Here is a 13,179-nt window from a genome sequence, read left to right on the forward strand (position 1 = left end):
CGGCGTAGCGTGGGAGCATGACGAACCGTCTCGCCGACACCCTCAGCCCCTATCTGCGGGCCCACGCCGACAACCCCGTCGACTGGTACCCCTGGGGAGAGGAGGCCTTCGCCGAGGCGCGCCGCCGGGACGTGCCGATGCTGATCTCGATCGGCTACTCCACCTGCCACTGGTGCCATGTGATGGCGCGCGAGTCGTTCGCCGACCCGGAGACCGCCGCCCGCATCAACGAGGGGTTCGTCGCGGTGAAGGTCGACCGCGAGGAGCATCCGCACGTCGACGGGGCGTACATGGCCGCCGCGTCGGCGTTCACGCAGAACCTCGGCTGGCCGCTCACGGTGTTCACCACGCCTGCCGGACGCGCCTTCTACGCGGGGACGTACTGGCCGCCGGAGGCGCGACCGCCGATGCCCGCGTTCCGCGATGTGCTGGCCGCGGTGCGCGAGGCGTGGACGACGCGACGGGCGCAGGCCGAGGAGTCCGCCGACGCGGTGACCGCGGCGCTCGCCGAGGCGGCGGAGACCACGGCATCGAGCCTCCCGGACGCCACGGCCCTCGCGGAGGCCGCCCGCGGTCTCGTCGCCAGGGAGGACGCGGAGTTCGGCGGCTTCGGCGGAGCTCCGAAGTTCCCGGTGGCCACGACTCTGCGGTTCCTCCAGGAGCCCCTCATCCGCGCGGCCGCACCGGAGGCGGCGGCTGCGGCCGAGCGCGCCCTCGCGGCGATGGCGGCCTCAGATCTGCGTGACGCCGACGGCGGGTTCTTCCGCTACGCGACCCGGCGTGACTGGACGGTGCCGCACTACGAGCGCATGCTGACCGACAACGCCCAGCTGCTCGAGGTCGCGCTCGACGCCGGCGACGAGGAGACCGCCCGCGGGATCGCCCGCTTCCTGCTCGGCACGCTGCGGCAGGAGGGCGGCGGCTTCGGCGCTGCGCAGGATTCCGAATCGTGGATCGACGGGGCCCGCAGCGAGGGGGGCTACTACCTCCGTCCCGTCGCGGAGCGCGCGGCGCTGGAGCCGCCCGCCGTGGACGGCAAGGTCATCACGGGATGGAACGGGCTCGCGATCGCGGCACTCGCCCGGGCGGGGGCGGCGCTCGGCGACGACGCGTGGATCGCCGCCGCTGCGGAGGCCGCCGCTGCCGTGCTCGACACCAACAGCGGGGCCGACGGCGCGCTCGTGCGGGCATCGCTGGACGGCCGCGCTTCCGCCGCGGTCGCCACGGCCGCCGACCTCGCGCTGCTCGCCGAGGGCCTGTTCGCCCTCGCGGCGGCCACGGGCGACGTCGCTCCGGCCGCCACGGCCCTGAGCCTCCTCGACGGAGCGCTGGACGGCGCCGCGGGGGACGACCCGATGCTCCGCGCGCAGGGCATCGCCGCCTCGCCCGACCACACCGACGGCGACCTCCCCTCCGACACGGCGGCGGTCGCGCAGGCCGCGCTCACCGCCTGGCGGCTGGGAGCGGGGGACCGTTATCGCGCGGCAGCGGCGGAGCGGGTGGAGGCCCTCGCCTCCCGGGCGCTCGCCCAGCCCTTCGCCCACGGCAGTCTGCTCCGGGTCGCCGCCGGACTCGCCACCGCGCCGCGGCAGCTCGTCGTGGTGACGGAGGATCCGGGTGGGGCGCTCGCCGCCGCGGCCCGCGGAGCCGATGCCGATGTCGTCGCCGTCGTCACGCCGGCGCAGGCCGCGGCGTTCGGCGCCGCGGGGTTCGAGCTGTTCGAGGGCAAGGAGGCGACCGCCGAGCGCGCCTACGACTGCCGCGCCTTCGTGTGCCGCCTGCCGGTGAGCGATCCGGCCGCGGTCTCGCGCGCACGGTGAGCGCCCCTCCCCGGCGCAGCGCTGTGCATTCTGCCTACCGCGCGGCGTCCGTCTGCCCGTCGAGTGCGCGCGATGCGCAGCTTCGAGTGCACGGTTTGCCCAGCGCCCGCGATCCGTTCTAGGGTGACGCGACCCCTCTCGGATCACAGCAAGGATGCTCTGACGATGACTCTCTCCGCCCGCGCCGGTCTCGACGCCGTGCCCGCCTACCGACAGGGGCGCTCCGCCCCGGCCGGTGCCTCCAAGCTCTCCTCGAACGAGTCCCCGCATCCGCCGCTGCCCTCCGTCGTGCGCGCCGTGCAGGACCGGGTGGCCGGCATCCACCGCTACCCGGACATGAGCGCCTCCGCGGTCCGGGAGGCGCTCGCCGCCCGGTACGCCGTTGACCCGGCGCAGGTGACCGTCGGCGCGGGCTCGGTGGAGATCGCCGCCCAGCTCATCCACGCGGTCGCCGGCGAGGGGGACGAGGTCGTCTTCGCATGGCGGTCCTTCGAGGCCTACCCCTCGCTCGTCCGGATCGCGGGCGCGACGCCCGTCGCCGTGCCGCTGGATGCCGATCACGGACACGATCTCGACGCGATGCGCGCCGCGATCACCCCGCGCACACGTCTCGTGTTCGTGTGCAACCCCAACAACCCGACCGGCACGGTCGTCGACGCCGAGGCTCTGGAGCGCTTCGTCGCCGCGGTGCCGCACGACGTCCTCGTCGTCATCGACGAGGCTTACGTGCACTTCGACCGCACGGACAGCCGCGGCGCCGGGATCGAGCTGTTCCGCCGTCACCCGCACGTCGCGGTGTTGCACACGTTCTCCAAGGCGTACGGCCTGGCCGGGCTCCGCATCGGCTACGCGATCGCCCCCACCGCGATCGCCGAGGCGCAGCGCAAGGTGGCCGTGCCGTTCGGGGTCACCGACCTCGCCCAGGCCGCGGCCCTCGCCTCGCTCGCCGCGGAGGACGAGCTCGCCGTCCGCATCGACGAGGTCGTGGCGCAGCGCGATCGGCTGTACACCGTGCTCACCGCCGCCGGCTGGCCCGCCGTCCGCTCGCAGGCCAACTTCGTCTGGGTCCCCGCGGGGGAGCGCACCGCCGAACTCGACGCCCTCCTGCATGCCGGCGGCGTGGTCGCCCGCGCCTTCCCCGGCGAGGGCATCCGCATCTCGTCCGGCTCCGCCGCCGACATCGCCAGGGTGGAAGCCGCCCTCGCGGTCTCCGGCGACGCCGCGCACGAGTCCGACCACGATTCCGACCTGATGGAGGTGGGCGCGTGACCACCGAGGTCCCCGTCACCACGACGACCACGAAGGGCCTGCACCCGGGCCTCACCCGCCGCCAGATCTCCATGATGGGGCTCGGCGGCGCGATCGGCGCGGGGCTGTTCGTCGGCTCCGGGCAGGCGATCAGCATCGCCGGACCCGCCGTGCTCATCTCCTACCTCGTCGCGGGCGGCATCGTCGTGCTCGTGATGGCGATGCTCGCCGAGATGGTGGCGGCCCGCCCCAGCTCCGGCGCCTTCAGCTCCTACGCCCAGAAGGCCATGGGGCGCAGCGCCGGCAGCGCGGTGGGCTGGCTGTACTGGATCCAGCTCGTCGTCGTGATCGCCGCCGAGGCGACCGGCGCGGCCGGGATCGTGGCGAACTGGGTACCCGGGATCCCCGCGTGGGTGTGGGTGCTCGTGTTCGTCGTGGCGCTCACCGCGGTGAACCTCTTCGGCGTGCGCAACTACGGCCGTTTCGAGTTCTGGTTCGCGGCGATCAAGGTCGCCGCGATCATCGCCTTCCTCGTCGTCGGCGTGTGCGCCATCGTCGGACTCATCCCCGGTGTGCCGGCGACCGGCATCTCGAACCTGGTGGATGAGGGCGGCTTCGCCCCGCACGGCATCACGGGCATCGCCGCGGCGCTCCTCATCGTCGTCTTCGCGTTCGGCGGCACCGAGGTCGTCGCGATCGCGGCCGCCGAGTCGGACGACCCCTCCCGCAACATCCGCCGGATCGTGCGCGAGGTGCTGGTGCGCATCCTGGTCTTCTACGTCGGCTCGATCTTCGTCATCGTCGCGGTGCTCCCGTGGGACGACCCCGCCGTGCAGGCCGGTCCGTTCTCGGCGGTCCTGGACACCCTGAACGTGCCGGGCGTCGGCCTCGTGATGGACCTCATCGTGGTGATCGCGCTGCTCTCGGCCATGAACGCCAACATCTACGGCGCCTCCCGGATGGCGTACTCGCTGGGGGAACGCGGGCTGGCGCCGCTGTCCGTCACCCGGACGAGCCTCAAGGGCGTGCCGTTCGTCGCCGTCCTCGCCTCGGTGGCCTTCGGCTTCGTGACCGTGGGACTCAACTGGGCCTTCCCGGACGTGGTGCTCCCGGCGCTGCTGAACGTCGTGGGGTCGACCCTGCTGGTGATCTGGACGGCGACGGCGATCTCCCAGATCGTGCTGCGCCGGCGGGCCGACCGTGCCGGCGAGGCGATGCCCATGCGGCTCTGGGGCTTCCCCTGGGTGTCGTGGCTGTGCCTCGTGCTGCTCGCCGCCGTGATCGCGCTCGCGATGATCGACCCGGCTGCGCGCATCCAGCTGCTGCTCACGCTCGGGCTCACCGCGGTGCTGCTCGTCGTCGCCCGCCTGACGCGGGGTGTCTCCCGCCCCGGCATCGTCAAGGAGTGACGTGCGGATCGATCGCCTGGACGCCGCGCTGATCCGGCTGCTGACGGAGTCGCCGCAGCTGCCCCTCCTGGAGTGCGCGCGCCGGCTGGGCATCGCGCGGGGGACGGCCACGAGCCGCCTCGCGCGCCTGCACGAGGGTGGCGTGATCGAGGCGATCGTGCCGCGCATCGACCCCGCCGGCTTCGGGTACGGCGTCGTGGCGTTCTGTCTCGTCGAGATCGATCAGAAGGTGGGGCATGATGACGTCGCGACCGCCCTCGCGGACGCGGTGCCGGAGATCGTCGACATGCACACGGTGACCGGCGCGAGCGACATGCAGCTTCGGCTCGTCGCCCGCGATGCGACCCGCCTCCAGGAGGTGCTGGACCGGGTCGCCCTCGTGCCGGGGGTCGCGCGGACCGCGTCCTCCATCGCCATGCGCACGCATCTCTCGGGTCGCGTGCTCCCGCTCGTGGAGCACGTGGCCGACGAGGTCTCCTGACCCGGGCTCCGCTGTGGCCGGCCAGCCCGGCGGTCAGACCCAGCCGGGCAGCCAGTTGTGCAGGCGCCAGAAGTCGTACGGCACGCTCATCCCCGTCCACAGCGGCAGGAAGAACGCCGAGACGAGGACGACGACGCCGAGGAAGATCAGGACGGTCCGCTGTCCCGACTGGCGGCGCGGGAGCGGGTCCTCCCGGCGCCCGGCGATGATCCGCAGTGTGGCGGTGAGTGCGAGCACGAGGAACGGCATCATCACGACCGTGTAGAACTGGAAGATCGTCCGGTCGGGGAACATCAGCCAGGGCAGATAGGTCACCGCGAGCCCCACGAGCGGGAGGCTGAGCGCCGGGCCGACCGGCTGCCGCGTGATCCACCCGCGGATGAGGCGGTAGAGCAGGTACACGCTGGCCGCGACGCCGCCGTACCAGATGAGCGGGTTGGGGATCGCCGAGATCACGCCGATGCAGTGGTCGACGCCGCAGCCGGTGGGGTCGCTGTCGACCCACACCGCGGTGGGGCGGAGCAGGAAGGGCCACTCCCACGCCGGGCTCGCGTACGGGTGCCCGCGGGTGAGGCCCACGTGGAACCCGAGCATGGCCTCGTGGTAGTTCCATAGGGCGATGAGCGGGTTCGGGTCGCTGCCGCGGTCGTAGCCGTTCGCCGTCACCAGCCATCCGGTCCAGCTCGCGAGGTAGACCGCGAGGGCGGGCACGACGAGGAGGACGAACGACACCGGCCCCTGCCGGAAGACCGCGGACGCCGGCCACACGACGACCCCGCCGCGGCGCCGGGCGAGGGCGTCGGTGATGACGACGAAGAGTCCGAAGCCCGCGAGCACGTACAGCCCCGACCACTTCACCGCCGAGGCGGCGCCGAGTGCGAGCCCCGCGGCGACGAGCCAGGGACGGCGCCAGAGGATCGGTCCCCACAGCGGGTGCTCGTCGTCGGGGTCCCGGCGTTCGAGCAGGGGGATCGTGCGCTGGCGGTCGATGAGCACGAACAGCACGCCCAGCAGCACGAAGAAGGTGAGGATGCCGTCGAGGAGCGCGATGCGGCTCATCACGATGCTGAGGCCGTCGATCGCGAGGAGCGTCCCCGCCACCGTCGCCGCCACGACGGAGCCGGTCAGGCGTCGCGCGATGAGGAAGACCAGCAGCACCGATCCCGCACCGAGGACGGCGGTCGCCAGACGCCAGCCGGCGCTGTTGTCCGGGCCGCCGATGGCCATGCCCAGCGCGATGAGCCACTTCCCGAGCGGGGGGTGCACGATGAAGGCGCCCTTGTTCGTCAGCGGGAGCTCCTGCAGGGTGATGAAGGCGTCGTTCGCGTTCTCGCCCCACACCCCCTCGTACCCGAGGCTCCACAGCGACCAGGCGTCCTTGACGTAGTAGGTCTCGTCGAAGGCGAGCTGGTGCGGATGGCCGACGTTCGCCAGGCGCAGCACCGCCGCGAGGGCCGTGACCAGCAGCGGGGCCAGCCAGCCGATCGCCCGGCCCCAGTCCGGAGCCTGCAGCACGCGGTCGCGGAGTCGCTCGTAGCGCGTGAGCCGTTCCTCGGGGAGGGGCAGGAGGGGCTCGGGCGCGGTCACCGGTCCAGCCTAGACACACTCCACCCTGTGCTCCCGGTATGCCGGCTCCGGTCCCGCTGCGGGTCCACGCCTAAGCTGGGCGGGTGATCATCCTCGCCGCGACCCCGATCGGAAACCTGGGCGATGCGTCGCGGCGACTCGTGGAGGTGCTGGAGAACGCGGAGATCGTCGTGGCGGAGGACACCCGCACGACGCAGCGCCTCCTGCAGGCCCTCGCGATCGACAACCGGCCCCGCTTGATCGCGCTGCACGACCACAACGAGAAGCAGAAGGCCGCGGAATTGGCCGCGCTCGCCGCGGAGACCGACCTCGTGGTGCTGAGCGATGCGGGCATGCCGACCGTGAGTGACCCGGGATACGGCCTCGTCGCCGAGGCGGTGGCGCAGGGGGTCACGGTGACCGCGATCCCGGGGCCCAGCGCGGTGCTCATGGCCCTGGCGATCTCGGGGCTGCCGACGGACCGCTTCACCTTCGAGGGGTTCCTGCCGCGGAAGCCGGGGGAGCGCCGGGCGACCCTTTCCGCCCTCGCCGCCGAGCCGCGCACGATGGTGTTCTTCGAGTCGCCCTCGCGCCTGGCGACGACCCTGACCGACATGGGGGCCGCTTTCGGCGCGGACCGCCGGATCGCCGTGTGCCGGGAGCTGACCAAGCTGTACGAGGAGGTCCGTCGTGGCACCGCGTCCGAGCTCGCCGCCTGGGCCGCCGACGGGGTGAAGGGAGAGATCGTGGTGGTCGTCGAGGGGGCGCCGCGGCGGGAGGCCTCCCCGGAGGACGCCCTCGCCCAGGTGCAGGCCCTGGTCGCGGACGGCACCCGCCTGAAGGATGCGGCCTCCGAGGTCGCGGCCCTGACGGGCTTGTCCTCCCGGGATCTGTATCAGGCGGCCCTGGCGGCGCGGTCGCGGTGACCCCCGTCGCAGATTCGCACCCCGGTTGCGGGGATGCGGGGGGCGGCTGCGGCATGAGCCCGGATCTGCGGCCTCCCGCGGGACAGGACCCGGTCGCGCGCGCCTACGACGCGAGGGCCGCGGAGTACCGGGAGGTCGCGGGAGACCTGGGACTGATGGATCCGCGCGACCGCGAGCTCATCCGGCGGTGGCGTGACGAGACCCCGGGGCGGCTGCTCGACGCGGGCTGCGGCCCCGGGCACTGGACGGCCTTCCTGCACGGGGGCGAGGGGCAGGACGTCGAGGGGATCGACCTCTCCTCGGCTTTCATCCACGGGGCGCGGGCGCAGTATCCGCACCTCTCGTTCCATCACGGGTCGTTCCGGACGCTGCCGCAGGCATCGGGCACCGTCGGCGGCGTCCTCGCGTGGTACTCCGTGATCCACACGCCTCCGGCCGAGCTCCCGGACGTGTTCGCGGAGTTCGCCCGGGTGCTCGCCCCTGGCGGGAGCCTGCTCCTCGGGTACTTCGTCGGCGAACCCCGGGTGATCTTCCCTCATGCCGTCGCCCCCGCCTTCTTCTGGACCGCGGAGGTCCTGTCCCCGCTGCTCGCCGCGGCCGGTCTCGAGGTGCAGTGGTCCGAGACCCGCGAGCGCGAACCCGGCGAGATCAGCTCCCGCCCGCACGGAGCCCTCCGCGCCCTCCGCTCCTGACCCGCCCGTCCAGGCACGCCCTCGCAGGTCTGCACCGTGTCGGACATATGCACCGTGTCGCAGAGCCTGACTCCATCCCTGCGACACCGACGCGAATCTGCGCCCGCGCGCGGGAGCGGGAGGGGGGCACCGGGGGAGACTGTCCTACGCTGACAGGACCAGGACCAGGACCAGAAACCAGAACCAGAACCCGCGAGCGAGAGGAGTCCGCGTGAGCAAGGCCGCGACGGTGTACGACGTCGCCGACCGCGCCGGAGTGTCGATCGCGACCGTGTCGCGGGTGCTGCGCTCCCCGGAGGCCGTCCGTCCGGCGACCCGGGAGCGGGTGCTCGACGCGGTCTCCGCGCTGGGGTACGTCCCCAGTGGGAGCGCGCGGGGTCTCGCCGAACGCCGGACCGGGGTGCTGGGGCTGTACTTCCCGGGATTCGACGCCGCCGAGGACGCTCCGCCCCTCGACGTGCTGTCCGCCGCCGCCCGACCGCCGTTCACGGTCGTGTCGGACGAGCAGGACGCGCCGCACTCCTCCATGCTGTTCCTCGACGAAGTCCTCCGCGGCGCCGAGCTGGAGGCGTGGAAGCAGGGGTTCGTGCTCATGGTGGGCGTCGGCCGCGACGATCCCGACCGCTCCACCGTCCGCGACATGGCCGGCCGCGTGGACGGGCTCATGGTGCTCGCCCGCAGCGTGCCGGACGCCGTGCTCGCCCGGCTGGCCCGCCGTATCCCGGTGGTGGTGCTGTCCGGACCGCCACGGGGCGATGCCTACGACCACGTCACGGTGAGCAACGTCGAGGCGATGGGGGAGCTGACCCGTCACGTGCTGTCCCAGGTCGGGGAGGGGGAGATCGCGTTCCTCGCCGGCCCGGCCGACTCGCCCGACGCCGAGCAGCGGTGGGAGGGCGTGTCGACCGCGCTCGCCGCCGCGGGGCGCGACCCGGCAGCGGTACGCTTCCTCCGGGGCGACTTCACCCGCGCCTCCGGACGTCGGGCGGGGGAGCGGCTCGCGCACGAGGGCGTGCCCGCCGCGCTCATCGCCGCCAACGACCAGATGGCCCTCGGGGCGATGGACGTGTTCCGCGGGGCGGGCGTGCGGGTGCCGGACGACGTCCTCGTCACGGGGTTCGACGGCATCGAGGCGGCGACCCTGGTGTCGCCGCCGCTGACCACGATCCGGCAGCCGATGATCGAGCTCGGACGCGCGGCGGTGCAGGTGCTCGCGCGACGGCTGGAGCAGCCGGACGCCCCGCCGCTCACCACGCGTCTGCCCCTCCAGATCCTCCTCCGCGAGAGCTCCACGCGCCCCTCCTGAACCGACGCGACCGCGCCACCCCGGAGGGTCTCCTGGCTCGCCACAGGGTTGCCGATTCAAAATGTATGCGCTTACAATCTCGTGTACGGCTTCGGCCGGCAGGACTCCCCACCCCCCGGGGCGCCCTTCATGACAGAGACGACATGAGGTCATCCAGTGGCAGAGACGCACACCTTCCGACGCTGGCGCCGCGCCGCCGTCGTGGGGCTCGCGGCCGCAGCGGTCGCGCTCAGCGGCTGCAGCATCCAGATCAGCTCGCAGCCCGACCCCTCGATCGGCGACGACACGATGCTCATCAACGCCGACAAGGGCAACCCGTTCTTCACGCAGAACTTCAACCCCTACCTCACGAACACCCGGACGGCCTCGCGGTGGATCTACGAGCCGCTCATCCTGGTGAACCCGCTCGACGGTGAGCTCACCCCGTGGCTCGCGTCCGAGTGGACCCAGCCCGACGCCCGCACGATCGTGATGACGGTCCGCGACGGCGTGGAGTGGAGCGACGGCGAGCCTTTCACCCCGGAGGACGTGGCCTTCACGTTCCAGCTCATCAAGGACGAGCCTTCGCTCGACATCAAGGGCGCGTGGCAGCACATCGACCGCATCGAGGTCGACGGCGACGACGTGGTGTTCCACCTCCAGGGCGAGGACGCGCCGTCGCTCTCGATCCTCGGGCAGACCATGATCGTCCCCGAGCACCTGTGGGCCGACGTGGAGGACCCGGCCACCTGGCGCAACGAGGAGCCGGTCGGCACCGGCCCGTTCGTGCTCGGGAACTACAACGACCAGCAGTACTCGATGGACCGCAACCCCGACTACTGGCAGGCGGACAAGATCGAGATCGAGCACATCATCCTGCCGGCCACGAACACCCAGCTCGACACCGTGACCCGCGGTTACGACTGGGCCTACTCCTTCATCTCCGACGTCGAGGGGACCTGGGGGGCGGCGAGTCCCGACAACACCTGGTGGTTCCCGCCGGGCGGCGTCATCTCGCTCGTGCCCAACCTCGAGGTCGCCCCGTTCGACGACGTGAACGTCCGTCGCGGCATCGCGCTCGCGCTCGACCGGGAGGAGATCGCCGAGACCGCCTCCGAGGGCTACATGCAGCCCGCCGGGCAGACCGGCCTCATCCTGCCCAACCAGGAGAAGTACCTCGACCCGGAGATCCCGGACCAGGGCATGCTCGCGCAGGACCGCGACGCCGCGCTCGCGGCGTTCGCCGAGTCCGGGTACACCCTGCAGGGTGACCAGCTCGTCGGCGAGGACGGCGAGCAGCTCGCGTTCTCGCTGACCACCGCCAACGGATACTCCGACTGGACGCGCGCCGCCCAGACCGTGCAGCGCCAGCTCGCGGACGTCGGCGTCAAGGTGTCGCTCAAGCTCCCGCAGCCCGCCGGCTACCAGAGCGCGATCGGCACCGGCGACTTCGAGATGGCGATCGGCGGCATGGGCAACGGCGACGTGTACCAGGCCTACAACAGCCTGCTCTCCAGCGACTTCTACGTGCCGGCCGGCGAGGTCACGACCAACAACTTCGAGCGCTACCGCTCCCCGGAGGCCGACGCCCTGCTGGAGGAGTACCGCGCCACGATCGACCCCGACCGCCAGACTGAGATCGTGCACGAGCTGCAGAGCATCGTGTACGAGCAGGTCCCCGTGATCGGCCTGTACTACGGCGGGATCTGGGGCCTGTTCAACGACGCGAAGTTCACCGGCTGGCCCTCCGCGGACGATCCGTACATGATCCCGCAGAACTACGATTCGGCGCCGCTGGGCATCTTCACCCACCTGAAGCGCACGGACGGGGGAGACCAGTGAAGTACGTCCTCCAGAAGATCGGCCTGTTCCTGCTCACCCTGTGGGCCGCGATCACCCTGAACTTCTTCCTCCCGCGACTCATGCCCGGCTCTCCCGCCGACGCCGCGATCGCGAAGCTCTCCCAGAACGGTCCGGTCTCGGACGCCACGCGCGCCGCGATCGAGGCGCAGCTCGGAGTGCCGACCGGATCGATGTGGGACCAGTACGTGGCCTACCTCGGCCAGGTCGTCCGGCTCGACTTCGGCGTCTCGTACACGTTCTACCCGCAGACCGTGTCGAGCATGGTCTCCACCGCGCTGCCGTACACACTCGGCCTCGTCGGCATCGTCACGATCCTCGCCTTCGTGATCGGCACCCTCATCGGCGTGATGGCCGCCTGGCGGCGCGGCACGTGGCTGGACTCCCTGCCGACGCTGACCGGGTCGTTCCTCAGCACGTTCCCGTACTTCTGGACGGCGCTGCTGCTGCTGTTCTTCCTCGGCTACGTGCTGCACTGGTTCCCGACGACCGGCGCCTACTCGGCGACGACCACCCCGGGCTTCACCTGGGACTTCATCGTCGACCTCGTCCGGCACGCGTTCCTGCCGGCGCTGACGATCCTGCTCACCTCCCTCGGCGGCTGGATCATCGGCATGCGTAACGCGATGATCAACACGCTCGGCGAGGACTACATCACCTTCGGCGAGGCGAACGGCCTCCGCGGCCGCACGATCGCCCTCCGCTACGCGGCCCGCAACGCGATCCTGCCGAACCTCACCGGCTTCGGGCTCACGCTCGGCGGCGTGGTGGGCGGCTCGATCCTCGTCGAGCAGGTGTTCGGTTATCCGGGCATCGGCTACCTGCTGTTCAACGCCGTGATCGGGCAGGACTACCCGCTCATGCAGGCGCTCTTCCTGATGATCACCGTGAGCGTGCTCATCGCCAACTTCCTCGTGGACATCCTCTACGGGGTTCTCGACCCGAGGACTCGCCGATGACGACCCCGAACCCCACCCCCAGCACCGTGACCGTCAAGGTCCCCACCGCCCGCATCGCGGCGCCCAGCCCGTGGCGCGCCTTCGGCCGCATGGTCGGCACCCTGTGGTCCAACGGCAAGGCCCGCATCGGCCTCTGCCTCCTCGCGTTCTTCGTGCTCGTCGCCGTGTTCGCCCCGCTCCTGGCTCCGTACGGCCCGAAGGAGAACGGGTTCCCGCGCAACGCCGACGCCTCGTGGGAGCACTGGCTCGGCACGACCGCGGCCGGGGAGGACGTGCTCAGCCAGCTCATCTACGGTGCCCAGGTCAGCCTCCTCGTGGGCTTCGCGGCCGGGCTCCTCTCCACGATCGTGGCCGTGCTGATCGGTCTGAGCTGGGGCTACATGCGCGGCTTCGCGGGCGAGGTCGTCGGGTTCATCGTGAACCTCTTCCTCGTGATCCCGGGCCTGCCGCTGATGATCGTGATCGCGGCCTACCTGCAGAACGGCGGCATCCTCATGATCATCGCCGTGATCGTCGTGACCGGCTGGGCCTGGGGCGCCCGCGTGCTGCGCAGCCAGACCCAGTCCCTCCGCGGCAACGACTTCGTCACCTCGGCGCAGTTCTCCGGCGACAGCAGGGCGCGGATCGTCTTCCGCGAGATCCTGCCGAACATGACGTCGATCATCGCCGGCACCCTCTTCGGAGCGGCGACGGCGGCGATCCTCGCCGAGGCGGGGCTGGAGTTCCTCGGCCTCGGCGACTCCAGCATCGTCAGCTGGGGCACGATGCTCTACTGGGCGCAGAACTCGAACTCCCTGCTCACCGGCCAGTGGCTGCTGCTGTTCGCGCCCGGTCTGTGCATCGCGCTGCTCGCCCTCAGCCTCACACTCATCAACTTCGGCGTGGACGGCATCTCCAATCCGCGCCTGCGCGAAGGGAAGGGCCGATGAGCGC

11 protein-coding genes are annotated in these 13,179 nt (G+C 71.8%); 10 read left to right on the forward strand and 1 reads right to left on the reverse strand.

The window, feature by feature from the left end:
* Window positions 1–17: 17 nt before the first annotated feature.
* The 4 genes from BV453_RS08085 (at window position 18) to BV453_RS08100 (ending at window position 4,958) form a co-directional block, all read left to right on the forward strand.
* Entirely contained in the window at window positions 18–1,820 is a 1,803-nt protein-coding gene (locus tag BV453_RS08085; RefSeq protein ID WP_249521331.1) for a thioredoxin domain-containing protein, read from the forward strand.
* Window positions 1,821–1,985: 165 nt separating this feature from the next.
* On the forward strand, window positions 1,986–3,089 hold the full coding sequence (gene hisC, locus BV453_RS08090; protein ID WP_249521332.1) for a histidinol-phosphate transaminase: 1,104 nt from the start codon (window positions 1,986–1,988) through the stop codon (window positions 3,087–3,089).
* Complete coding sequence (locus tag BV453_RS08095) at window positions 3,086–4,477, forward strand: amino acid permease (RefSeq protein ID WP_102209043.1); 1,392 nt, start codon at window positions 3,086–3,088, stop codon at window positions 4,475–4,477. Before hisC ends, BV453_RS08095 begins: the two co-directional genes overlap by 4 nt.
* A gap of 1 nt (window position 4,478) precedes the next feature.
* Window positions 4,479–4,958: an Lrp/AsnC family transcriptional regulator gene (locus BV453_RS08100; RefSeq protein ID WP_025105602.1), complete on the forward strand. Its 480-nt coding sequence runs from the start codon at window positions 4,479–4,481 to the stop codon at window positions 4,956–4,958.
* 33 nt (window positions 4,959–4,991) lie between these two features.
* On the opposite strand, the gene BV453_RS08105 is transcribed toward BV453_RS08100, so the two are convergent.
* Window positions 4,992–6,545: a phospholipid carrier-dependent glycosyltransferase gene (locus BV453_RS08105; protein ID WP_249521333.1), complete on the reverse strand. Its 1,554-nt coding sequence runs from the start codon at window positions 6,543–6,545 to the stop codon at window positions 4,992–4,994.
* Window positions 6,546–6,628: 83 nt separating this feature from the next.
* On the opposite strand from BV453_RS08105, the gene rsmI reads away from it, so the two are divergent.
* From rsmI to BV453_RS08135, 6 genes are all read left to right on the forward strand, one after another.
* Window positions 6,629–7,450: a 16S rRNA (cytidine(1402)-2'-O)-methyltransferase gene (gene rsmI / locus BV453_RS08110; protein ID WP_025105604.1), complete on the forward strand. Its 822-nt coding sequence runs from the start codon at window positions 6,629–6,631 to the stop codon at window positions 7,448–7,450.
* Window positions 7,451–7,503: 53 nt separating this feature from the next.
* The gene (locus tag BV453_RS08115; protein ID WP_249521334.1) at window positions 7,504–8,142 is read left to right on the forward strand and encodes a class I SAM-dependent methyltransferase; all 639 of its coding nucleotides are present in this window, start codon (window positions 7,504–7,506) and stop codon (window positions 8,140–8,142) included.
* Between the two features lie 211 nt (window positions 8,143–8,353).
* Window positions 8,354–9,448, forward strand: coding sequence for a LacI family DNA-binding transcriptional regulator (locus tag BV453_RS08120; protein ID WP_249521335.1), 1,095 nt, complete (start codon window positions 8,354–8,356; stop codon window positions 9,446–9,448).
* A gap of 156 nt (window positions 9,449–9,604) precedes the next feature.
* The gene (locus tag BV453_RS08125) at window positions 9,605–11,269 is read left to right on the forward strand and encodes an ABC transporter substrate-binding protein (RefSeq protein WP_249521336.1); all 1,665 of its coding nucleotides are present in this window, start codon (window positions 9,605–9,607) and stop codon (window positions 11,267–11,269) included.
* Complete coding sequence (locus tag BV453_RS08130; RefSeq protein ID WP_025105608.1) at window positions 11,266–12,246, forward strand: ABC transporter permease; 981 nt, start codon at window positions 11,266–11,268, stop codon at window positions 12,244–12,246. Before BV453_RS08125 ends, BV453_RS08130 begins: the two co-directional genes overlap by 4 nt.
* Window positions 12,243–13,175, forward strand: coding sequence for an ABC transporter permease (locus tag BV453_RS08135; protein WP_025105609.1), 933 nt, complete (start codon window positions 12,243–12,245; stop codon window positions 13,173–13,175). The genes BV453_RS08130 and BV453_RS08135 overlap by 4 nt, the downstream gene beginning before the upstream one ends.
* Window positions 13,176–13,179: the final 4 nt, after the last annotated feature.

Origin of the sequence: Microbacterium sp. ER1, from assembly GCF_023383675.1 — a bacterium.
In the GTDB taxonomy this organism is placed as follows: Bacteria; Actinomycetota; Actinomycetes; order Actinomycetales; family Microbacteriaceae; genus Microbacterium.